Below are 24366 nucleotides of genomic sequence, written 5' to 3'. Positions count from 1 at the left end.
GCTTCCTCAGTCAAGCTCAACTTGCTCATCCATTTGATGGAAAACCAGAGTTGCCGCTAGCACCCCTGGCAATAGTTTAATTTTATCAAAACGTTCCGCGAGGCTGTCACGACTATCACCTTCGATAACCACAACTAACTTGCCCACTTCACTTGTTCCAGGGACTTCGGTTCCTGGCATTGCCTCTATTGCAGCTTTCACCGCTTCGAGTTTGTCAGCGGCGGCATGCACCGCTAAACTGCTCACGTGATAACTCATCTATGCTTCCTGTTTTATGCTTTCCATTTTATACATACCGATTGCATCAGATGGACATGGCTTGATACAGCCTCCACATCCAGTACAATCAAATTCATTTATTAATGGCTTTGCACTGCCACCCACTTGAAGGCGGAATTTAATTGCTGAATATTCGCAATTATCACCACAAACTCGACACTCAACACCTTGTATCGACAAACACTTGTCATTAATTTTTGCGACTTGTTTCCAAGGTTTTTCAGTCCGCGAAACAAGAGGTTCAACTCGTGGAAAAAAAAGAGGTTCGGGACATGTATCTGCACATTTTTCGCAAAAGGAGCATTCACCTTTGCTAAAATCGACTTCAGGAAAACCTCCGTCTCCCTGAATAATGATGTCGGTTTCGCATACGTCTAGACACTTATTACAACGACTACATCCAGCGATAAAAATCTGTTCATCGACAAGCCATGGCATCCGTTGAGGTGCTTGTGTATCTAATTGCGCTTTTGGTATTCGGCTAAACAAACGACGCCGTGCTAAATCGACCAAAGCTTTCCTCTGTAAATGACTGTGATAATTATGTTAGTGGCCAAATTAACAAACATCTATAAGTAGACATTTTTGTTAATATTTTTATTTATTCATTATAACTTTAGTCTAAGATGTGGGTTCGGCTAATAAATACCTACAAAGAGGTAATTAGCTTGTGAACTTGAGCAAGATCAATATTTATCATCGCTTTAGTTCACACAATAACCAATTCTATTCCATGCTCAATCGGAGGAAATTTAATTGCGACGCGCTCAGATTTCTGTAACGAAAACAATTGCAAGAGCAATGATAATCATTCTCCTTTTATCAGTGATATCAACACTGATAACATTGATATCGCTATACTCCAATTTAGATGATGCCGAAGCCATAAATATTGCGGGTTCCCTTCGCATGCAGAGTTATCGCTTAGCCTTTGATATAGAGACACAATCGGTCCTATTTTATGATCATATTGTCAGCTATGAACGTTCTCTAAACTCGCCAACGTTACGTGCTATTGAAAATTGGATAACGCCAGATTCATTGGTAAATAATTATCAACAATTATTAGAACGTTGGGAGGCTCTACACCCAGCTTTGTTATCAGAAAACAAATTTTCCTACTTAGATGAAGTTGCCACATACGTCAATCAAATCGATATTTTTGTCTATGAGTTACAGAAATTCTCTCAACTAAAACTTCAAATATTATCTCTCGCTTATGGAGTGGTTTTTTTACTTATATTGACGGTTGTTTCATATGTCATTTATTTTTCTCAGAAAAAAATCGTAAAACCACTGAGACAATTAATGGTTGCAAGCAAAGAGGTCCAATCTGGTAATTTCAGTTTCAAATTGAGAATTAGGAGTCAAAATGAGCTTGGTGTATTAGCTGGCGCTTTTAACGGAATGTCCACTGAATTAGAAAAATACTATTCTGAGCTTGAACAAAAAATTTCTGAGAAAACACACCGTTTAGAGCATGCTAAAAACTCCCTTGAGGTTCTATATGGATGTCAACAAGAACTCTCTGTCAGCCATTTAGGTGAAGACAATTTTAAGAAAATACTCTCTTACTTACAGGCTACAGAAGGGGTGACTGCGGTACGTCTAGTTGTTAAAGAGGCTCATGCAGAATGGGATCTTCTCGTCGGTGACGCAGACAACTCTACTTGGCATTTTGAACCGCTAAAAATTGATGACGATATAATGGGGAAACTTGAATGGCAGTTCACCCTCCCTTGCCCTGACCAAGAGCTCATCGCTAACGTAACCAATATTCTTGCTCGCGGTCTATACTATAATAATACTCAGAAACAGACCCAACAACTGTTGCTAATGGAAGAGCGCGCAACCATTGCCAGAGAGTTGCACGATTCGATTGCACAGTCTCTATCTTACTTAAAAATTCAAACGACGTTACTCAATCGAAGTATTGCGAAGCCGAATATGGAACTTGCGGGCGAAACAGCAAAAGAAATAGACACGCAACTGAGTGCGACTTATACACAGTTACGCGAACTGCTCAGTACGTTTAGATTGACGATTGGCAAAGCAAATCTAGAGGAAGCATTGCAAGAACTACTGAAACCATTAGAAGAGCAGACAAAGGCGGAGATAATTCTAGACAACACACTCGCATCAATATCTCTTCGCGCAAACCACCAGGTACACGTTATACAGCTGATTAGAGAAGCCGTACTCAACGCCATAAAACACGCAAATGCATCCGAAATAAAGATAAATTGTCACCAACAAGATCGATCAGTTAATATCAGTATTGTTGATAATGGTAACGGATTCTGCACTAGCATTGAAAAGCTCAACCATTACGGCTTAACCATCATGTCTGAACGCGCTGATCGTCTGAATGGTGAGCTCAAAGTATTTAGTAGCCCGGGCGAAGGCTGTACAGTACAGCTGTTTTTTCCCTTACAGATGTAGGTGAACCTGAACTCGGATTAAATTAGGAAAAGAAATGTCAAATTGGAACGTACTATTAGTCGATGACCACCCTCTAATGAGAAGAGGAGTGAGTCAGCTCCTATCTTTCGAAGATGAGTTTACCGTTATTGCTGAGGCCAGTAATGGTGCCGATGCCGTGACCATAGCTTGCCGAAAAGAACCTGACTTGATATTACTCGATCTCAATATGAAAGGCATGTCCGGTCTCGACACCCTTAAAGTACTGCGAGAGGAAGGCGTAACATCAACCGTTATCGTGCTTACGGTCTCTGACAACAAGCAAGATATTAAAGCATTAGTCGATGCTGGTGCCGACGGTTACCTGCTTAAAGATACCGAACCAGATGAACTCATTCGTCTGCTTAAACAAGCGATGGTCACAGGGAATGCATATAACGAGTATGTATTGGAAATAATGCGTGATAAATCTGTAAGTGATGACATGTTTAGCTCACTAACGGATCGCGAAAAAGAAATTCTTGTTGAAGTCGCGAGAGGCTTTAGTAATCGACAAATCGCTGATCGGTTATTTATTTCTGAAGCGACAGTAAAAGTACACATCAAAAGCTTACTTAAAAAGCTTTGCGTAAAATCTCGCGTTGCGGCAACCGTCCTTTATTTAGAAAATAAAGGCAAATCCTAACCCGTTTCCCAAATAACTCTTGTTATTGAGAGGTGACTTAATCAGCCGTCACCTCTCATCGGTTTCCTTCAGGCCTTAATTACCTGAAGGAAGCTAACGCTAGCCTTCTTCGAAGGTTACTTAAAACCGAACTTACCGTTTGTGTTTTTCCATTCAGCTTTAACTGGAATCGCTTCAATCGTATCCCAATGTTCAACAATCATGTCATTCTCAACTCGAAACAAATCGTAGAATGCAACATGCTTCTTCATGAACTCCCCTTCGCTAATCGCAATAACAAAGTTACCTTGACCTAATATTTTATGATTTTTAGTATAAATCATTGGTGACCCCGCTTTTGTTAGCGCTTTCATTGCTTCACTTAAGCCACTTAGACCATCAGCAACAGCTACGTTGTGTTGTAAGTAGTCGTCATCTTTAGGACCAATAAATTGACCAACTTTCGAAAACTCACCTTTGATAAAAACTGAATCAACTAAATCGGCAACCAGTGCTTTGTTTTCTTTTGTTTTTTCTAGATCTTTAATCTCAGTCGTTCCATCAAACTGAGTGCGACCACTACGGTTTATTGGTGCGATTTCTTGCAAGTTATCCCAATGCTCAACGATTCGTCCTTCTTCAAAACGAAATACATCAAAACCAGCTTTAGGGCCGAAGAAATTGTATTCAGTATGGAGAACAACATACTCACCGTCTTGGAATACACGTTTAACATCGGCTTTCGCACTGCCTTCTGGCAGCATCTGCATCACAGCGCCAAAACCTGCTAGCCCATCGCTAACGGCCAAATTATGCTGAATATATTGTTCAGGATTGATGTAAGCGATGGGGGTTGGGTCACCGGTTTCTATAGACGACACAAGTTGAACCGCTTTATCTCTATTTGACACCGTTTCTGTTTCACTCACTACTGAAGAACATGCTGCAAGGCCTAGAATACCAGCGGCGAAAAGGCTATTACCGAATACATTTGAAAGTGATAATTTGTTCATTTTTTGTTCCTTTGATTGGATGAGTGCATATTAATCACTATTTCCAAACAAGGGCAGAGTAGATATTTGCCTAAAAATGGTCAATATCGAACCCTACTACAATAAGGGCTTCAGGTAGGCTTTCTGGAATTGGCTTGGTGTCGCATCGGCGTGTTTCTTAAAAAACTTCACAAAATTGCTCGCGTCTTCAAACCCAAAATCATAGGCAATCTGTTGTGTTGTGATATTGCTGACTACTAGGTTTCTTTTGATTTCTATCATCGTGTACGCGTCAATCAATTGTTTCGCTGTTAAATCAGTGGCAAGTTTACATACCTGATTGAGTGTTTTGTACGTGGTATTAATTTGATTGGCATACCAATTTGCATCGCGTATTTTCTTAAAATGCTCAAAAAGTAAATTCAAAAATCGAGCAAACTTATTGCTCTGCTCATGAGAAAGCTTATCGTGGCGAAGCTCTGGCCGTAAGCGATGTAACATCAAAGATAGGGAGGAAAAAAGATACATAACGATAAGCGGATCCGATTTTAAATGCGCTATCTCATTTGCTATTTCACCAAGCAAGGTTTTACATCGACCATTATCTTGCTTATTTAGCTGTATCAAAGGTGTATGGTGACTATTTAGATGAGTCGGTGTGTAATTCGGCAAGCGCATATTGGCATGCAGTCGGTCTAAAAAATCTTGAGTAAATAGTATGATTTTCCCCTTCGGTTGAGAAGAGAAATCAAACGCATGAACCTGCTCTCGTTGAATAAAGACAAAAGACCCGGCAGTAAATGGATATTCTTCGAAATCCACCATATGCACACCCTCACCCTCCTCTATATACAAAAGCATAAAAAAGGTGACACGATGTGGATCTTCAGGCCTCTGCTTCAAATCCCGTTGGTAAAGAGATTCGAGCTCAACCATTTCAAACTCGGCTTGATCGCATTTATTATGTTTAAATCTAATCGCTGGAATATTCATACCACACCCCATTTATACCAAGCTAAGTAAGTTTGTAAACCACTGCTTTTCCAGATTGATGTTAATACTTTTACTCCAGTTTAATGAAAGGAATCGAAGACACAAGATTCATTCACCAAATCTGTAATACGATATATAAATACCAACTTTTATATATGTATCTATTATTCTTAGCAATTATCACCATTTAGAGCGATACTTTTAGACTCGCCAACCGAAATAGGGACGTTAAGTCTGTTATGACTGACCACATTGATACAGCATTGCCACTAGACGTCAAGACACTCTCAGTTGTGTTTGCGCATATAGAAACAGCCGTCATACTCGCGAGCTTAGACCGAAAAATTGTCAGCATTAACGACGCAGCAAAAACACTTTTCGGTTTTAGTGACAAAGAAGTACTAAACCAAAGTACTCGAATGCTATACGCCAATGAGCACGATTTTTCTGATTTAGGTAGAAATCGTTTTAATGACACAGCCGACTATATCGACGAGTCTTCTGTCGCTACCTTCAAAAATAAATCTGGATATATTTTTAAGTGCCAAGTGACCGGAGGACCTATAAAGAATGCTGCAGGAAAAAGCCTCTTCTATGTTGCGATGATTCAGGATGACTCCTCGCGCCTTAATGCGGAAGAGACGTTGAACAAACTCCACTCCATAACCTCCAATCAACAGCTTAGTTTCAAACAAAGATTAGAGGCCATACTCCTGTTGGGTTGTGACCACTATGGTTTACCTATCGGGATATTTAGTAAAATTGATGGTAATCGTTATGTCATTCAACAGGCTGTACACCCGGACAACCAGTTAGAAGAACAAATGGCCTTTGCTTTAGATGAGACATATTGCACACACGTTTTTCAGGCTAACAAAGCAAAAGGATTTCATAACGTTGCGACGAGTGAAATTGAATCTCATCCTTGTTATCAAAATTTCAAACTCGAAGCATACATAGGCGTGCCAGTGTTCGTTGATGGCCTACGTTATGGCACACTCAACTTCTCAAGTAATTCACCAACCAAACCATTTATAAGACAAGATTATGAATTGATCCGATTATTCGCGGAGTGGGTAGGCCATGAGATTGCTCGCAATAATGACCTAGATGCATTGAAGAACGCCCACGATCAACTCGAAATATTAGCCAATACTGACGCATTAACTGGATTAGCTAATCGAGGATTTCTAGAACAAGTATTACAAGACTATTTACAAAATAGATTTCGACATAAACATGGACTAGTTGTAGCACTATTTGATTTTGACAATTTCAAAGACATTAACGATAAACATGGCCATGATATTGGAGACGAGGCGTTAAAGGTTTTTGCTCATGTTGCCAATGAATTTAGCCGGAGTGATGACGTCTATGGTCGCTGGGGCGGCGAGGAATTTTTAGCCATATTTCCCACCAAAAACGTTCAAGGCGTCTCAACATCTTTAGAAAGGCTGCAAAACAACATTAGACAAGCAGGTTTGAAAATTGCAGATAAGGCGATCATATTAACCGTGAGTGTCGGTGTCACTATGTTGGAAGATGCAGACGATATTTACACCTTATTAAAAAGAGTAGATACGTTACTTTATAAGGCCAAAGATAACGGACGAGATCGCATTGAAATAGGTTAGTGCTTATCAATGCTACGATACAACCCCAAATTAGTGGCAGAGATCTGTACTTCGAGAAAGATCCTGCCTTTATACTTCACTTGACGATATTCGGTCCCAGTATGGTTCATCTCCATAGTATTCAGAAACAAAATCGACAAAACCACGCACCTTACTTGGCAGAAACTTCCTGTTTGCATAGACCATATAAAGTCCAACTGCTTCTGGTTCATAATCGACCAAAATACGCGTTAAAGCGCCGTTTGCTAACGCTTCACCTGCTATAAAAGTGGGTTGAATGACAATTCCACCACCACATATCGCCGCGTTAACTAATAGGTCACCATTATTTGCAGTCATGTTACTCGATAGCTTTAAATCCACTAATTTTTTATCAAATCGGCTAAAAAGAAAAGAGGCGTCTGTATAAGCATATTTAAGATAGGTATGATATTGCAATTCTTCCGGTGACTGTGGCGTGCCTTTTTTCTGCAAATATTCTGGCGATGCCATGATAGCAATGTTGATAGGTGCGATTTTCTTCGCAATCAAAGACGAACTCTTTAGTTTTCCAATCCTAAGTGCGACATCGACCCCTTCTTCTACAATATCTATTTTTACATCTGTAAGCTTCAGATCTAATTCAAGGTCAGGATACCGAGACTGAAAATCCACCAATAACTTAGGCAAATGCTTGACGCCAAACGACATAGGGGCGCTTATCGTCAATACACCAGAAACATGCTGCCCTAAATTTGTCAGCGAATATTCCATATCCTCAATATCTTCGATCACTTGTTGGCAACGGAGATAGTATCGATCACCGGCTTCCGTCGTACTCACCTTTCTTGTCGTACGATGCAACAAGCGAGTTCGCAGATTTTCTTCCAATGCCAAAACATATTTACTAACCAACTGAGGTGACATATTGAGCTTTTCAGCGGCTTTTGAAAACGATCCTTCCTGAACCACCATCAAGAAGGTTTTCATTGTATCGATCTTATCCATTTAACGATTACCTATTTCGCTTTATTACCAAATAACCTTTTGTTTAACAACTTGTTGCTCGATCTGTTGCACGACAACACGCAGCTTATAACACCTACATTAATAACATAAATATCATTCCATGAGTCATAACTATCGCTGCTGATCTACTTATTGGACACCAATCCACTCATCAACCTTTTGATCTTTATTTTTGTAAATCGCCAATGGGTGATCGGCTGTTTCGGCGCGGTACTTAATAATTGTTGATAAGCCACGGCGTCAAATGTAACTTCACCACCATGTGCGGCTAACAAAAACGTCGGTTTTAACTCGTATACCCTCTCAATTGAGCAGCGATATTGATTAGGGTGAAAAATCGGAAATGGAGCAATGAGTGTGTTTTTGACTTCCACAACAAGATCAGCGACATATAATATCCCCTGTTCTCTATGATATATGGAAAGGTCTCTATCTGTGTGTCCAGGCGTCTCCAGAACTTGCCAGTCTTCAAAACCTGGAATAGCATCACCGTCGAGCATTTCAACGTCAGGTTTTAGCTTACGCGAATACCACAGGTTCTGTTTTGGTTTACGCATTCGCTTTGCCACCCATAGGGCCAGCATCAAGTCTGTCAAATGCATCAACCAACCATCCCATCCACCATACCAATCTGTCTCTCGTTTTGCCGCCAAAAGAGTACAACCCGTTAGCGTCCGCAATTTATGCGCGGCACCCGCATGATCCGGATGCATATGAGTGACAACCACTAATTTAAGGTCTGTAAATGGGCGTTGGAGTTGATGCTCAATGAAATCTCTTAAATGAGGAATATCCGCTCGACTACCACCATCCAGCAGCATCAGCTTATCTGGATACTCAGCCAGATACATGGTCTGAATATACCCTTGAATTCTATGCAGTTGCAAAACATGTCCTTATGTTATTTAACGTTCGGCATCCAATGTCTTGACGCCGAATCATCTGGTCGGACCAACTATAGCAGCAGAATGCCGGAAATGTTAAATATATGTTACAGTGTTGCGAGGGCGACAAAATAGCACGTGCAAATAGAATGTATAGAAAGCAAAATCGCCACCATAACTGGTAGCGATTTTGTTTTCTATATAGACGTCTTCGATGGCAGCGACAGCACTACAAAATAGAGACACCTTCTACTTCCAAAACAGTATTGGCATTCGCACGTTCAATAATCTTAAGCAGCGTAGTTTGAATCGCTTCATCTTCTCTAGCGTCAGTTTTACTTGCGAACCGCTCTTCCATAACATCCCCACCCTCATGCAACGTAAACTGAATTGAAACTTCTGTTGCACAATCTATTTTTTCACCAAAATATGTCATCGAAATGATTGGATAGCCCTTATCACCCTTTTTAACATGCTTCGCGATGCGCTTTTTGGCTTTATCGATATTCATAAACAGTCCTTAGAGTACTGACCCGTTCGTTAATTGAAATAGTATACCTTCCACCATAATCTATTGATTGGATAAGGTATAACAAATTAAAAACGATTTATAAGCTGGCTCATGCTTTAAACCAGTAAGGTATTGCCAGAATCCAATAAACTGTAACACAGTATAAGCAAACCTTGTGTCTGAAAAAGAAACCCGTAGAATCAGCAAAAATTTCAAACGTGAGAAAGATATGCCTAAACTCGAACTACATCGTCGCGACTACGTTTCCATTCTTGGTGGCGATATCACAACACAAGAGTTGAAGCACACGTTGTCTCCAAATTACGCACCAGCCAAGAAAAGCCTTTTACCAAGTCCTTATTTAACCGAAAAAAATATTGAGCGACGTTGGCGTGATCTGGATAACCTTTCGTTGAAAGCGGAGTTACTGGATGAACATACGCGACATCAAGCGAGTGCTTATCAAAAAAATATCGAAAACTTTATTGGTACCGTTAAGGTTCCAGTTGGGTTAGCTGGCCCGTTAAGGGTTAATGGCTTGTTTGCGAAGGATGATTTCCTTATTCCATTGGCGACCACAGAAGCCGCTTTGGTGGCGTCGTATAATCGAGGTTCTAAGCTCCTCACTGCGTCAGGTGGTGTTAGTGCCATGCTACTCAATGAAGGTGTTACCAGAACACCAGGTTTCGCTTTTTATGGCCTAGCGGAGGCTGGTCAGTTTGTGGCTTGGGCTGTGACTCAATACGACCAATTTAAACACGTCGGTGAATCCACCACCGCTTACGGCAAGCTCACGGATATCAATATCAATATTGAAGGCAATCATGTGTACCTTGTCTTTGAATATCTAACAGGCGACGCTTCTGGTCAGAATATGGTGACCATCGCAACGAACGCCGTATTTGAATACATTTTGGCACATACACCCGTAGAACCAGAGTACGCCTTTCTAGACGGAAATTTATCAGGTGACAAAAAAGCCAACACTCAAACTCTGCGTAGTGTGCGTGGAAAAAAAGTGACGGCTGAAGCCCATATCTCTGCAGAATTAATCCAAAAGTATCTACATACAACACCTGAAAAAATGATGCAGTTTGGTCAAATGACCACAGTAGGGGGCGCATTAAGTGGGGCTATTGGGATAAATGCACACTATGCAAATGCACTAGCGGCACTGTATATCGCCTGTGGACAAGATGCCGCATGTGTTGCTGAATCGGCCATTGGTATGACTCGTATGGAAGTCGACAAAAATGGCGGGTTATATGCAAGCGTCACTTTGCCAAATTTGATGCTTGGCACCGTTGGTGGTGGGACGGGATTACCCAGTCAAAAAGCCTGTTTAGATCTGATGGGGTTACATGGTACTGGCAAATCACAAGCCCTTGCTGAAGTGTGTGCAGCTCTTTGTTTAGCGGGAGAGTTATCTATCGTTGGCGCTTTTTGTGCCGGGCACTTTGCACGAGCTCACCATAAACTTGCGCGAAAATAATTCGCGCGACTAATCGCCAAAACTGAGGTTAGTTTGCTAAACTCATAGACGACCATTTTATGACCATTGGATTGTTATGAGGCTCATCACTGCTGTAATTCTTACCTTTTTCTGTATTACTACCGCTTACGCCAATGAAAGTGTACAGGTAACGTTTTCGACTCCACAGTCCGTTGCTGAAGAGCAAGCAATGCAAGACATAAAGGTCAGTGGGGTAAGTAATACTATTGTCGATTTATCAAACAAATGGTTTCCTTTCAACAATACCTTATTCATTCAGTTTGGTGGTAGCGAAGGACCACTTTACGACCCAGAAAAGCACACTGTATTTATTCCCTATCGCTTCTATATTGAATCACGCGACTACTTCGATAAGAATGATTACGAAAAGAAATTTGGCAAATCGGCTAAAGATGGTGCTCTAGATACTTTATTACATACACTTTTACATGAAGCTGGCCATGCCTATATCGCAGACAACCATATTCCTGTGTTAGGTAAAGAAGAAGATGCGGTTGATAACTTTGCATCAATCATATTATTAAATTACGTCGATTCAGGCGACGATATAGCCATCGGCGCTGCCGATATGTTTGCCTTTGAATCCGATGACAGACCTGACTACTATGAGTTTGGTGAGTATATCGACGAACATAGCTTTGACTTACAGCGCTATTTTTCAACCTTATGTTTAGTGTATGGAAGTAACCCAGATAAATATAATTATTTATTGGATGAAGTAGAACAAGATTATCTAAAAGACCGCAAGGAATACTGTCTCTATAATTTCGATGCCATGACGCAGAACTGGTTGGTTTATTTAGGGCCGCATGAAAACCAATAATCAGGATATATCATCGAATCACATCCAGATAAAATAACCTGACGTGGGCTTAACGTTGACGCTTTGTGAGTCACCTTGTTCAGGTCTCCGCAACCTTCTCATTACTCAACTGTTTTGTGAATTCATGGGAAGCCTGTGGATACCCAAGTAGATAGCCCTGAAACGCCTTACAACCAAGCTTGGTCAGCAATTCTAACTGTTCTTGAGTCTCTACACCCTCAGCAATAACGCCCAACTGCAGGTTCTTCGCCATTGTTATTACCACTTCAACGATTGACGTCGTATCAGAGCCGTCGGTTAAGCCAGAAACAAAAGATCGGTCTATCTTAAGTTCATCGAGTGGAAGTTCTTTTAGGTATTTTAACGACGAATAACCGGTACCAAAATCATCGATAGAGAAAGAAAGACCTTTGTTTTTTAACTGCAGCATTTTGTTTTTAGCCAATTCAAAATTATTCAGCAGTAAATTTTCTGTTATCTCTAGTACGACGAGATTGCCTGGAACTTGATACCGTTCAAGCAGATTAATCACATAAATTACAAAATCAACTTGGAGGAAAAAGGTAGGACTTACGTTGATAGCCAACTTTTCAAGATCGCCTATTACACCGTCATCCCTCCATTTCTTTAATTGCTTGATACTTTCTTTTAGGACCCATTTATCAATATCAATAATCAGTCCAGTTTCTTCCGCATGAGGAATGAATGCCTGTGGTGTCAGTAAACCACGTTGAGGATGATTCCATCTAACGAGGACCTCTGCTCCGAAAATAACATCATTTGTATTAACCTGTGGCTGAACCCATATCTCGAACTGATTTTTATTGATAGCTTCGTAGATACCTTCTTCCAAAGCTAATAGATGTTGCGCAGCATACTGCATCTCTCTTTTGAAAAACTGTACACCATTTCGGCCCAATGATTTTGCTTTATACATGGCCGTATCTGCGCGCCGAAGAAGTTCGTGAGCATCTATAGCTTCATCTGGAAAGAAGGCAACACCAATACTACCTGTTGTGTGTAGCGTTATGTCTTCGAACTGCAATGGGTCAGAGATACGTGACAACAGACTGTTGGACATCTGTAACGCTTGCTCAGCGGCATATTCGGCATTATCAGCAAGGTCCATCAGGCCAATAACAAACTCGTCACCGCCAATCCTGCCACATAGCGCTTGGGTTCCAAAAATCTCCCGGATACGCGATGCAACTTCAATTAATACACTATCACCAACCGAATGACCGAGAGAATCGTTAATTTTCTTAAACTGGTCCAAATCGAAATAAAGCAAGGCACCATATCTATTATCATCTTTATGCCGTTCTATTTTACTCGCTATCTGCTCAGTAAAGAGCCTTCTATTGGCAAGCTGGGTCAACGAGTCATAATAAGCAAGCTCATGAATTTTTTCTTGTGCTAACTTTTTCTCTGTGATGTCTCGAGCATTCACCATGACGAATGCTTCACCATCGATGACTATAGCGGTAGCTCTGCACTCTAAATACACGCTTTTCTGCTCTTGGAGAACGTTAGACACTAAAGTATCTTCATACCCATGAACTTCTTTGGCGATTACTTTTTTGAATATGGTTTCCAGTTCACAGTCTGAATAGGTTCGACTAAAATTGGCCAAGCTATTACCGATCAAATCAGATGAGGTTTGACCTGTTAATTTTTCAGCTAAATTATTGACCAAATGGATAGTTGAGCCGTGATGGCACAAGAACATTGCATCACTAGAATTTTCCATCAACATTCGTGAAAAACGTTCACTTTTTTTCACATTATCTAACATCTCATTAAGTTTTAAAGAGGTTGACTGATTTTCTTGCCACTCTTTACTAAACCGATCAACTAATATCCCCAACTCATCATCTCTGGTATATGGAAGAGAAGAGATGCTTTGGGCTTTATTTAAATTATTAACCCAATGGGCTATACGAATGACTGGTTTGGAAATATAGGTGTAACTAAGCGTGACAAGAATGACCGTCAATAGAACAGTAAATAGGAGAGAAACACCAAAGTTAACCATCAGTTTCTTTATCAAGTCATTAGCTAAGACCGATTCATCAATGACGATCGTTAATATTGCGTGTCTCACTTCATTTGAACCGACGCTTATTTTATAAATTTGCTCGGAAGGAATGTTGACCAATTCAGAAACGAAACGAAGAGAGGCTGTCATTGGATAGGTATCCCCGCGCATCTGTTCGCCTAACACATCTTTGAAATCATCTAAAAGCAATGCACGCTTTATTAGAGGCTGTCGTATTAGCGAGGTCAATATTTCGTCGGCTTGCGTTTCATCTAATATGTAAGCAGCGCGACCAAGCGTATCCCGATGTAAATCGACTGAACGAGCGATCGTTTCTGTTTGTAGAATTCTGTCTTGCTGCAAACCAAGGTAAATCTGCGCGGCAGAAGATAACGCTCCACAACACAGAGATGCAACGAGAACGTAAATAGCTTGTCTGACGGAAATACTTAGTTTCAAATTCGTGTTATTCCTTAAAACCCCAGTTAGAAGTACTTCGCTTGAATGTTTTTATACGCGCCATTTTGCTTAATGATTTTTAGCCCACGATTAAATTCATTTAAAATGTCATCACTGTGTGGATAACCCTTGCTAATACACAAATGAAGTTTGTTCGAAGTAACATCCTCCAGATACGTCGCTTTAATGTTATCTACTTCTCCCATGTTTTTTGCATCGTGCATCGCAGGAATTTCAGGCCCGTATAAAATATCGACGCCGCGATGTAACACATTGACCAACCCAGAACGAATATCGTTAGAGTTTATATAATCAATCTGACTCATACGCAATTGATTCGCAGTTCCCCAACTGGAGACCGTCGTCACACTATAATTCTTAAAATCATTGAGATGTTTAATCTGGCTTGTATCCATGCTTTTTAGAGTGATGGCAGCTTGTCGAGTTTCACTAATATACTCGCTAAATAACATATAGTTTTCCCTTCCCTTGCGTTTACTGCAAGAAAGTCCCCCAGCGATTTCCCCTGCCTGCATCAATTTCATAAGACGCTTCCACGGAAGCACCTCAAAACTAACAGGTTGCCCACTCTCCTTAAAAGCCGCAGAAACAACATCGACATCCATACCTGATATTTCATTTTTATCATTAATGATCATATAGGGTGGATAATTGACCACATAAAAAACAAGCGCTTCTTTAGCCGAAACCGACATGCTTAACAAACAAAAACACCCAAAAGCCAATCTAGATATCAAGTGATTCACCATAATAATTATATTGATACTATTAAAATTGGCTCATATTTGCAGTAAATGCAATTATGGTACCCCAATATTAGGCATTTGCCATCATATCCCCACAAGCCCCATCGTATTGTTAATTTTTTCACCTCCTTCCCTTCACCCTAGCTAACAAATTGTTCACCGCATTAACAAAATGCTCACAGCACAATGAACAAATCGACAACACCTATTGTTATTTTCAATTTTTATCATTAATTATCAACTGGTTAAAATAACACCTTCATTTGGCATGAAATTGGCATGTTAATCAAAAATCAGCAAAACTTAACCGTCTGTACGCTTTGGTTTGTTGTTGTACAAGAGTCGCTTCTAATTGCCTCACATCATGAGGTTCTTGTCCAACGTCCGGTAGTATGTCTCTGGGAACTCAAGTCTACGAATACTGAGAAATTTAGATTTCACATATAAATACAAGGAATTTTCAATGTCAAAATTATTTTTTAATGAGCGTAAAACGCTAGTTAGTGATGCAATCGACGGCCTTATTTATAGCAACCAACATGATAATTTAACCCGATTAAACATAGACGAGCATATCCGTGTTGTCATCAGAAAAGACTGGGATAAGAGCAAGGTTGCGCTGATATCCGGCGGTGGTGCAGGGCATGAACCCGCCCACGCAGGTTTTGTTGGGGAAGGTATGCTAACGGCTGCGGTATGCGGTGACGTTTTCGCCTCTCCAAGTGTTGAGGCAGTATTGAACGCTATTCTTTATGTTACCGGAGAAGCGGGTTGTTTGCTGATAGTTAAAAACTACACAGGAGACAGATTAAATTTCGGCTTAGCGGCAGAGAAAGCGAAAAAATTAGGCTACAAAGTGGAAATGGTCATCGTCAATGATGACATCTCAATAAAGGACAGCAAACAGCCTAGAGGCATTGCAGGCACAGTATTTGTTCATAAAGTTGCTGGATATTACGCACAACAAGATGCAAGTTTAGAAGACGTTCGACGTAATGCCGAAATATGTAATGAAAACGTCAGTAGTATTGGTGTCGCCATTACTAGCTGTCACGTTCCGGGCGAAGAGAGTGAAGATCGTGTTCCTCCACACAAAGCGGAACTGGGGTTAGGCATTCATGGTGAACCTGGCATTGCCATCATAGATATTGACCATTGCAATACGGTTGTTGAAGTATTAGCTGAAAAATTATTAGAAAAAACCAATAATCAAAAACACGCACTATTGTTAAATAACTTAGGCGGAACCTCTCCTTTAGAGATGAGCTTGCTGACGAAAGATGTCGTGGAATCATCTTTGGGCAAAAGCATGCAGTATCTATTTGGGCCAAAACCTTTCGTTACCGCGATCGATATGAAAGGTTTTTCACTTTCTTGCGTTGTCCTGACCGATGACATAGAGAAAGCATTATTGGCGCCAGTGTCTGTAGAGTCTTGGTCCCACGGAATGACAGTTAATGAATGCGCACCTATTACCATAGAAAAAGTATCAAACAGTGTTGAGTTTACCCCTTCTCAGTCCGCTGGTGTTGAATCCATTGTTGGACAAATCTGCGACACCATCATTGAGCTGAAGTCGGAATTAAACCGTCTTGATGCCCTTGTAGGTGACGGTGATACAGGATCGACTTTCTCGTCTGGTGCATTAAAAGTACAGCAAGAACTAAACAATAAGAACTTACCTTTGGCCGATGTTCAAAAACTGCTTGAGCTCGTTGGTGAGCACCTTGCTATGTCTATGGGTGGTTCAAGCGGTATCTTACTCTCCATCTTCTTCACCGCAGCTGGCACTCATTTTGGTAAACATCAAGATTTACCAGAAGCATTGCTTAGTGGTTTAGAGCAAATGAAGTTCTTTGGTGGCGCCAAAGTTGGCGACCGCACCATGATCGATGCATTAGAACCCGCATTATTAGCGTTAAGAGATGAAAACATTTCTTCTGCAGTTCAAGCTGCAAAAGTAGGTGCAGATAGCACTGCGCAAATGTTAGAAGCAAAAGCAGGCCGTTCAGCTTACCTCAACAGTGAAAGCCTCCGTGGTGTTAAAGACCCGGGTGCCGTTGCGGTAGAAAACGTATTTGCAATATTTAAATAACACGATCTTTTGATTATTAAGCCAAATTGATCGAACACTTTTTTAATAAGGAAAAAATCCATGGATAAGATTATCATTTCTCCAAGCAAATATGTTCAAGGCGAAAACGCACTTGCTAGCATCGGCGATTATGTTAAACCACTTGGGCAAAAAGCCTTAGCAATTGCAGATGATTTCGTAACAGGGCTTGTGGGCGAGCAAGTAAAAGTGAGCTTTGCCCAATCAGAGGGTGAGTTGGTACTAGAGAAGTTTAATGGTGAATGTAGCCGCGTAGAAATCGATCGCCTAATTGCACTAGCAAAAAGCAACGAGTCTCAAGTTATCATCGGCATCGGTGGTGGTAAAACTCTAGATACGGCTAAATCCATCGCTTTTTACTGCAATGTACCTGTCGTCGTTGTACCGACAATTGCCTCTACGGATGCGCCAACGAGTGCATTAGCGGTTATCTACACACCAGAAGGTGAATTCAGTGAGTACTTGATGATTCCGCGTAACCCTAACATGGTTATTATGGACAGCAAGATAATTGCTGCAGCGCCAGTTAGATTGCTAGTTTCAGGTATGGGTGATGCTCTATCCACCTATTTTGAAGCTCGTGCCAATGCACGTTCTGGTGGTCAAACAATGGCAGGGGGTGCACCTACACGTGCAGCTCAAACCCTTGCAAAACTGTGTTACGACACACTCATCGAAGATGGAGTAAAAGCCAAATTATCAGCCGAAAATGGACTGACGTCACCAGCCGTTGAAAATATCATTGAAGCCAATACTTATCTTAGTGGGATCGGTTTTGAAAGTAGTGGATTGGCTGCTGCTCACGCGATTCACAATGGCTTAACCAAATTAGAAGAGTGCCATCACCTATACCATGGCGAAAAAGTGGCATTTGGAACCTTGGTTCACCTCGTTTTAGAGAATGCACCAATGGCAGAAATTCAGGAAGTATTAGCATTCTGTAAATCTGTTGGTCTACCAACCAATCTACATATGATGGGCGTTAAAGAGCTTAACCTTGATAAGTTATTAGAAGTCGCTCAGGCTTCATGTGCAGAAGGTGAAACCATCCACAATATGCCATTCGAGGTGACCGCCGCTTCCGTACTTTCCGCTATCTTAACGGCGCATGAAATGGGTAAATAAAAACCAATTAAGTCCAAAACCGGTCTCTTCACTTCACTGGGCCGGTTTTTTTTATTTTTCTTATCGCGTATGACTCTTAAATTCTTCCCTAATGGTGTATATCCCTTTCATTCCGTACTGTCATTCCTCCCATTAACTGGGCACGTATTTAAATAAAACTATTTTGACATACAACATAGCGAGTTTTGCTGGGGCGAACAAAAAGCACGGTAGAATTGGGACACTATTGCGTTTTTATCATCGCTAACGATAGGTAATGTTTACAACGGATTCTAATAAATTTTATCTTTTGATACTCGAAGGCCTTGTTGATTAAACAAATGACTACGACACGAGGAGCCGTATATAGTAATAATGTCACCAACTTTAACGGTTAGTATTTCACCCCCTTTAACGATGATCTCTCGATCATCGAAATACACATATAGATAACTCTCACTGCCTAATAATTCGACCGCAAATAGCTTAGCATCGAAAGAGAAGTCAGCATTTTCGAGCGATAATGACAGATATTCAGGACGGATACCGAGCAACAACTTTTCGTGATTACGAGCCATTTGTACACATTGAAATGACAACTCGCTGCCCTCACACAATATTGTGGTCTCTCCCTCTTTGTTGTTATCGATTGTCGTGACGGGAATAAAGTTCATCGCTGGCATACCAATGAAACTGGCAACAAAACGGTTGCTAGGGTTATGAAATATCTCTAATGGTGTGCCTTGTTGCTCAATTCTACCTTGGTTTAATATCACGATACGATCGGCTAGCGTCATCGCTTCCGTTTGGTCATGCGTAACATAGACCATGGTAGCTTGAAGTTTTTGCTTAAGCTTAATCAGTTCAAGTCTCATTCCTACACGTAACGCTGCATCTAGGTTTGACAATGGTTCGTCGAGCAAAAATAATTTTGGATTACGACTTATTGCACGCCCTATTGCCACTCGCTGACGCTGTCCACCAGATAGCTCTCTGGGTTTGCGTTCTAATAAGTGAGTAATTTGTAATGTATCTGAAGTAGTACGCACACGTTTTTTAATCTCTTTTTTATCCATACCCGCAATTTCAAGACCGAAGCCGATGTTACGTTCCACGGTCATATGTGGGTATAACGCATACGACTGAAATACCATCGCGATAGCGCGGTCTGCTGGTTCGTCATCGGTAACGTTTTCATTATCTATCAACACGCTGCCACTGGTGACTTTTTCGAGACCGGCAATAATCCGAAGCAAGGTTGATTTTCCGCATCCAGACGGGCCGACTAGCACGCAAAATTCGCCGTCTTGTACACTAAGATCTAACGGTAAGATCACTTTAGTATCACGGAAACTTTTACTCACATTAATTAGACTAAGGTTCGCCATTGTGTGCTCCATTTTCTGTTTTAACTTTTATCTCAATAGGACAAGTTCAACATGCGCCGTTTGGCTTTAACAAAGCTCGATATGATTGCCACTGCTTCCGATATTCGTCGCTAACTGGATGTCGGTCAGCCGTTTTTATTTCTATACAAGGCAACACAACATGCTTGGTTGCTATCTGTGAATCAGCAGCAAGCAAGGCAGCACCAATCGCACTGGCATCGAGCTCATCTATCTTGTAGCACTTACAATTCGTGGTACTAGCAATAATCGCTAATAAAGCGTCGATATGTGCGCCGCCACCAGAAAATACCAGTCTGTCCACAAAGATATTGAGCTGTTGGGCCTGACGAATGATATGACAAAATTCCAGTGCCATTCCGTTGAATAACGCTCGGATAAGATCGACCAACTCAGTACTTGTTGACTCATTAAACCAAGCGGCACGAACATCGTGAGTAGGTTCTGGCGCTCCAATACCGGCCATAAAAGGCATAAAATAGACGTTTGAACTCTGATCTAGAGCCGTCATTGAATGAGACTGAAATGTTTGTTTCGACAAATTATGTAAGCGCATAAACCAGTCGAGAGTGCTACCAAGTGATGGAACAGTACCAATGATTTGCTGCTTGTCATCAAATCCAATTGGAAACCAATGAAAGTCGCCTTTCCACACGTTCGGAAACGCCTGTTTATCGAGATTAAATGACAACACACCTGAAGTGCCCAAAGAAACAGAAACAACCCCCTCTTGGTGGCCTCCTACAGCACGAGCCGCGGTAGCTTGATCACCAGCACCGACGATAAGTGGGACCATTTCGCTTTGTTTACCATAATCAGCGAGGTCGAGATATCCGGCTTCTGTCCGTGCGTCTACTACTGCGGGCAGAACAGACAAGGGCAACTTGGCCATTTTGATAATGTCTGACTGCCATTGTTCATTTGCTGGGTCAAAACATTGAGTGCCTGCCGCTTCATTACTATCGATAACAAATGGCGCATTAGGATCTAGTCCAGCGCGTATGATGTCTTTGGCGCAGTATAATCGAGACACCTTGTCAGGCAGGTGCGGGTCTTGTTCCATCGCCCACAACCATTTGGCTAACGTAAAGTCAGGCAAAGGTATGTTGCCTGTCCTCTCAAGCCATTGGCGGCGAGATAAACCTATCTTGTTTAAGGCCTGAAAGCCGTCCATGTCGAGCCAAAGTTTAACGGGTGCAATCGTGTTGTTGTGTTTATCTACCGCCAAGAAAGTGTGCATTTGCCCTGTAAATCCAATAGCATCTGGTATTCGAATCTGCAATAACTGCTCCAGAAGCTGATGAGCAACCGCCAACCATTTATCAGGGTCGCGTTCCGGCGTTCCCGATTCGTTATAGGGGCAACCTTGGCTATACAACACCCTACATTGGTCGTTTGCTATCTCTATTAACACGGCTTTCATCGATGAGGTTCCTACATCCAAACCTGCAAAAATTCGTTTCTCTTTCATGGCTGTTATCCTTTCACCGCGCCTGCTGTAAGCCCACGGACGAATGCCTTCTGAACAAGGACGTAAAGAAAAATGAGGGGGATAGCAATAATGGCCAATATGGCAAACAATGCACCGGGATTAGCCATATAAAAGCCGGAATATTGCATAGGGATAATAGTGATCGTTTTCATTTCTGTTTCCGTCATAATAACTAACGCAAGAAAAAACTCGTTCCATGTCACGATGAACTGCCAAATGGCCACAAAAACTAATGCAGGACGAACCATAGGCAATGCAATATGCCAATAGACCTGAAAGGCATTACACCCATCTACTTTCGCAGCATCAAACAACTCTGTAGGTGAGTCTTCAAAAAATGCTTTGAGTACCACGACCGAAAATGGCACTCCTAATGCGATATAAGGCAATATCAAACCTAGGTAACGGTTCACCCAATCAAAGTTTTTTAAAAGGATCGCCAATGGCAGGACTAGTGACGCAATAGGCACCATCAATGTGGTCAACAAAATGGCATACAGTACCAATGAACCCGGTAATTTTAATACCGAAATAGCAAACGCAAACAGTGATGAAAGCACAATAACTGCTAACACGGTCATCACAGTGACGATAATGCTGTTAATGAAAAACACATGTAGAGGGTTCTCTACTATCACGGTAACAAAGTTGTCCCAAGTGATTGGCCACACAAATAGGCTTGGGTCAAAAACTTGCGCAGGCGTTCTTAGTGCCATGGTAAACATGTAAATTTCAGGAATCATCCAGATCATCAACAACACCAAAAGCACCACATGAATAACGATGCTTTTTCTGTTTTCTTTGCTTAGCCATTGCTTCATGGGGTATTCCTTTTATTGTCGCTTTCAAATTGGCCGCCCAAATAAACGATCTGCAGGACAGATAAAATGAAGGCGATCAACAAGACAATGACGGATAATGCAGCACCAACGCCTAAGTCACCAATAACAAAAGACTGTTTAAAAATGTAGGTACCAAATATCTCACTGGCACGGTTTGGCCCACCATTGGTCATAAGAAATACCACGGGAAACGTTTGTAAGGTGCCAATGATGCCGAGCATTAATAATGACTTGGTCGACGATGACAACATAGGGATGATGATGGATACTGCCATCCTCAACCCCTTCGCACCGTCAACTCTTGCTGCATCTAAGATCTCTCTTGGTAAGTTACTCAGCCCTGCGATATACATCAGCATCGAAAAGCCAGTCCATTGCCAAATATTGACCACTATTAAGGCGAAGATCGTATATTGAGGGTCGCCCAACGGTGAGTTGGCCAATTCAATACCAAATAATTTTAGGTACTCTTGTCCTATCCCATAATAAGGCGCGTAGATTTGAATCCAAATGAGACTGACGACAGAGACGGATGTCACCACGGGAATAAAGAATAAGGTGCGAAAAAAAGTACGCCATCTTTCGGTATAAAACTCAACATAATAGGCAATCACACCACCAATGATCATCTGAACTGGAATGGTGATTGCCGCCCACAGGAACATGTTTCTCATTACAACCCAAAAAACAGGGTCGGTAATAACCGTTAGATAATGTTGTAGCCCTACAAAGTTACCTAATGCTACCGATTCACCGTCAAATGCACTATTTGTGACCACCCATGCGATTGGGTAAGCGATGAAAACCATAAATATTACCGTTGCAGGTACCAAAAATAAATAACGACCAAATTGGCGCAATATTGAGCGTTTTCTAACATAAGAGACATTCATGTCCAAAGGTGTGGAATTCATCGATACGTCACCTTGAGTCGGTCTTTTTGATGCACCATCCGTCGTTATTAATATAAATGAATAAACGGGTTTATGACGATGCTTAAATTATCGAACCTTTTCTAGTGATGATTGCCACTGTACGTCTTCACTCAGTGGCAGATCATTCACTCATTCTCGTTACCCTGTTACTTTGTCAGCGCTTTATCTGTTGCAGCCTGCATTTTTTCCATTGCATCAACGGGCGTAAGGCTACCCGCTGCGACACCTGCCAATACGTTCTCTAATGCATCCGATATGCTTGGATTAGCGAACCTTTGATTCTCTGCTACTGCTAAATCATTCATAAATCGAGCTGAAAGTGACTCAACATGTGCACTAATCTCTCCCTTCGGCGTGTGGCCAACGAATGCGGGAAGATCATTGAGATCATTTAGTGCTTGTTGCAATGCAACACCATTAACCAAAGAGGCAAGGAACTTCCAAGCGGCTGGATTTTCTTTACCATTAGCCGTCAATCCATATCCAATATCGATACCACCAACAGGTGGAGACACTCGGTCTGAGTCTGGCATTGCAGGTAGATGGAAGAAATCAAAGCCATCCATGTTTTGAACGTATTCCGACAATGGCGGCGGAAATTTACTCTCTTGCATCCACCACGATCCTAACGCCATCATACCGACTTTACCCTGTGCAAAAAGTTGCGCTCCGGTTGGATACGCATGTGCACCCAACGCCCCTTTTTGAAAGACACCATCATCAAACAGTTTCTTCCACGCGGCCATTGCTTTAACCAGCTCAGGATCATTCCATTTCGCTTGCCCATATTGGGCCTTTTCGACCAATCCTGGCGAGTATTGATTGGCAAGCATCAAGAACACATTGATATTCTGCCATCCATCCGCTGCGCCCTGGAACATTGGGATGTAGCCCCCATCCGACAGTTTTTTCGACGCTGATACCAATTGATTGTAGTTTTCAGGTGCACTTAGACCTAATTTATCGAAGATTTTTCGGTTATACCAAATCGCCAATACCTGCGATTCTTGAGGCAAGATATAAAATTCTTCGTCCCCTGACGGATTTCCCATTTGCATCTGTTTGATATTAATAGGGAATACGCCGTTCAACCAGTCATCGCCCCATTCTTTAGAAGCGAAACCATTTAATGGGACTAAATGAGACCGATAACGTTGCGTGAATGCACCGGGTTGCAAGCCGATGACATCAGGTAAACCACCAGATACTGCGCCCGCTTTTAACGCGGTAATGTATTCTGGTGAGTAATTGTAATAGGTGTATTTAACGTCAATATCTGGGTTGGCTTCTTCAAAGGCCGCTATGGATTTTTGCATTGTTCCTTGCACAAACCACGACCAAACATTGACCGTTTCTTTCGCGAAACTCGACGTACTCAGTACCGCTATAAAGAGTGCGCACAAAGTTATTTTCCATCGACTTTTCATATTGCTGAACTCCATTTCCGTTTCAGCCACTGGCGCCTCATCTCGCATACTATAATGAACT

At 41.6% G+C, this 24366-nt stretch carries 21 protein-coding genes; 7 read left to right on the top strand and 14 right to left on the bottom strand.

All coding sequences use genetic code 11. From position 1 onward, the window contains the following. Positions 1 to 6 precede the first annotated feature (6 nt). Positions 7 to 258, bottom strand: a complete 252-nt coding sequence (locus tag L3V77_RS21635) for a chaperone NapD (RefSeq protein WP_275136890.1) — start codon at positions 256 to 258, stop codon at positions 7 to 9. Then, the gene (gene napF / locus L3V77_RS21630; protein WP_275136889.1) at positions 259 to 792 is read right to left on the bottom strand and encodes a ferredoxin-type protein NapF; all 534 of its coding nucleotides are present in this window, start codon (positions 790 to 792) and stop codon (positions 259 to 261) included. Positions 793 to 1035: 243 nt separating this feature from the next. Here napF and narQ point away from each other — a divergent pair, with 243 nt between their 5' ends. Continuing rightward, positions 1036 to 2721 carry a nitrate/nitrite two-component system sensor histidine kinase NarQ gene (narQ, locus tag L3V77_RS21625; protein ID WP_342752078.1) on the top strand — a complete coding sequence of 562 codons (1686 nt, stop codon included), beginning with the start codon at positions 1036 to 1038 and terminating at the stop codon, positions 2719 to 2721. A 34-nt stretch (positions 2722 to 2755) separates the two neighbouring features. Beyond that, positions 2756 to 3385 carry a response regulator gene (locus L3V77_RS21620; RefSeq protein ID WP_275136888.1) on the top strand — a complete coding sequence of 210 codons (630 nt, stop codon included), beginning with the start codon at positions 2756 to 2758 and terminating at the stop codon, positions 3383 to 3385. A gap of 116 nt (positions 3386 to 3501) precedes the next feature. On the opposite strand, the gene L3V77_RS21615 is transcribed toward L3V77_RS21620, so the two are convergent. After that, on the bottom strand, positions 3502 to 4377 hold the full coding sequence (locus L3V77_RS21615; protein WP_275136887.1) for a hypothetical protein: 876 nt from the start codon (positions 4375 to 4377) through the stop codon (positions 3502 to 3504). Positions 4378 to 4473: 96 nt separating this feature from the next. Next, positions 4474 to 5349: a helix-turn-helix domain-containing protein gene (locus L3V77_RS21610; RefSeq protein WP_275136886.1), complete on the bottom strand. Its 876-nt coding sequence runs from the start codon at positions 5347 to 5349 to the stop codon at positions 4474 to 4476. Positions 5350 to 5588: 239 nt separating this feature from the next. Between L3V77_RS21610 and L3V77_RS21605 the strand changes: the two genes are divergently transcribed. Then, positions 5589 to 6983, top strand: coding sequence for a diguanylate cyclase (locus tag L3V77_RS21605; RefSeq protein WP_275136885.1), 1395 nt, complete (start codon positions 5589 to 5591; stop codon positions 6981 to 6983). 69 nt (positions 6984 to 7052) lie between these two features. On the opposite strand, the gene L3V77_RS21600 is transcribed toward L3V77_RS21605, so the two are convergent. From L3V77_RS21600 to L3V77_RS21590, 3 genes are all read right to left on the bottom strand, one after another. Beyond that, positions 7053 to 7970 (bottom strand): LysR family transcriptional regulator, encoded by a 918-nt coding sequence (locus L3V77_RS21600; RefSeq protein ID WP_275136884.1) that lies wholly within the window; start codon positions 7968 to 7970, stop codon positions 7053 to 7055. A gap of 146 nt (positions 7971 to 8116) precedes the next feature. After that, a complete protein-coding gene (locus L3V77_RS21595; RefSeq protein WP_275138224.1) occupies positions 8117 to 8842 on the bottom strand; it encodes an MBL fold metallo-hydrolase in 726 nt (241 codons plus the stop codon). 262 nt (positions 8843 to 9104) lie between these two features. After that, entirely contained in the window at positions 9105 to 9386 is a 282-nt protein-coding gene (locus tag L3V77_RS21590; protein WP_275136883.1) for a hypothetical protein, read from the bottom strand. Between the two features lie 229 nt (positions 9387 to 9615). Here L3V77_RS21590 and L3V77_RS21585 point away from each other — a divergent pair, with 229 nt between their 5' ends. Beyond that, a complete protein-coding gene (locus L3V77_RS21585; protein ID WP_275138223.1) occupies positions 9616 to 10878 on the top strand; it encodes a hydroxymethylglutaryl-CoA reductase in 1263 nt (420 codons plus the stop codon). 76 nt (positions 10879 to 10954) lie between these two features. Next, positions 10955 to 11722 carry a DUF4344 domain-containing metallopeptidase gene (locus tag L3V77_RS21580; protein WP_275136882.1) on the top strand — a complete coding sequence of 256 codons (768 nt, stop codon included), beginning with the start codon at positions 10955 to 10957 and terminating at the stop codon, positions 11720 to 11722. Between the two features lie 79 nt (positions 11723 to 11801). On the opposite strand, the gene L3V77_RS21575 is transcribed toward L3V77_RS21580, so the two are convergent. Both L3V77_RS21575 and L3V77_RS21570 read right to left on the bottom strand, forming a co-directional pair. Further along, positions 11802 to 14219, bottom strand: a complete 2418-nt coding sequence (locus tag L3V77_RS21575) for an EAL domain-containing protein (protein WP_275136881.1) — start codon at positions 14217 to 14219, stop codon at positions 11802 to 11804. Between the two features lie 26 nt (positions 14220 to 14245). Beyond that, positions 14246 to 14977, bottom strand: coding sequence for a transporter substrate-binding domain-containing protein (locus tag L3V77_RS21570; RefSeq protein WP_275136880.1), 732 nt, complete (start codon positions 14975 to 14977; stop codon positions 14246 to 14248). Positions 14978 to 15449: 472 nt separating this feature from the next. On the opposite strand from L3V77_RS21570, the gene L3V77_RS21565 reads away from it, so the two are divergent. Next, complete coding sequence (locus tag L3V77_RS21565; protein WP_275136879.1) at positions 15450 to 17081, top strand: dihydroxyacetone kinase subunit DhaK; 1632 nt, start codon at positions 15450 to 15452, stop codon at positions 17079 to 17081. 60 nt (positions 17082 to 17141) lie between these two features. Continuing rightward, complete coding sequence (locus L3V77_RS21560) at positions 17142 to 18224, top strand: glycerol dehydrogenase (protein WP_275136878.1); 1083 nt, start codon at positions 17142 to 17144, stop codon at positions 18222 to 18224. Between the two features lie 272 nt (positions 18225 to 18496). Here the strand turns inward: L3V77_RS21560 and ugpC are convergent, their stop codons facing one another. The 5 genes from ugpC to L3V77_RS21535 all read right to left on the bottom strand — a co-directional run bounded on the left by ugpC (position 18497) and on the right by L3V77_RS21535 (position 24305). Next, a complete protein-coding gene (gene ugpC / locus L3V77_RS21555) occupies positions 18497 to 19591 on the bottom strand; it encodes a sn-glycerol-3-phosphate ABC transporter ATP-binding protein UgpC (protein ID WP_275136877.1) in 1095 nt (364 codons plus the stop codon). Positions 19592 to 19637: 46 nt separating this feature from the next. Next, positions 19638 to 21080, bottom strand: coding sequence for an FGGY-family carbohydrate kinase (locus tag L3V77_RS21550; protein ID WP_275136876.1), 1443 nt, complete (start codon positions 21078 to 21080; stop codon positions 19638 to 19640). A gap of 5 nt (positions 21081 to 21085) precedes the next feature. After that, positions 21086 to 21922, bottom strand: coding sequence for a carbohydrate ABC transporter permease (locus tag L3V77_RS21545; protein WP_275136875.1), 837 nt, complete (start codon positions 21920 to 21922; stop codon positions 21086 to 21088). Then, positions 21919 to 22857 (bottom strand): sugar ABC transporter permease, encoded by a 939-nt coding sequence (locus L3V77_RS21540; protein ID WP_275136874.1) that lies wholly within the window; start codon positions 22855 to 22857, stop codon positions 21919 to 21921. The genes L3V77_RS21545 and L3V77_RS21540 overlap by 4 nt, the downstream gene beginning before the upstream one ends. 167 nt (positions 22858 to 23024) lie before the next feature. After that, complete coding sequence (locus tag L3V77_RS21535) at positions 23025 to 24305, bottom strand: extracellular solute-binding protein (RefSeq protein WP_275136873.1); 1281 nt, start codon at positions 24303 to 24305, stop codon at positions 23025 to 23027. Between the last annotated feature and the right edge of the window lie 61 nt (positions 24306 to 24366).

Source organism: Vibrio sp. DW001 (assembly GCF_029016285.1).
Taxonomy (GTDB): domain Bacteria; phylum Pseudomonadota; class Gammaproteobacteria; order Enterobacterales; family Vibrionaceae; genus Vibrio.
Note: the sequence above shows the minus strand (reverse complement) of the source record. Positions and strands in the feature narration are given on the sequence as shown.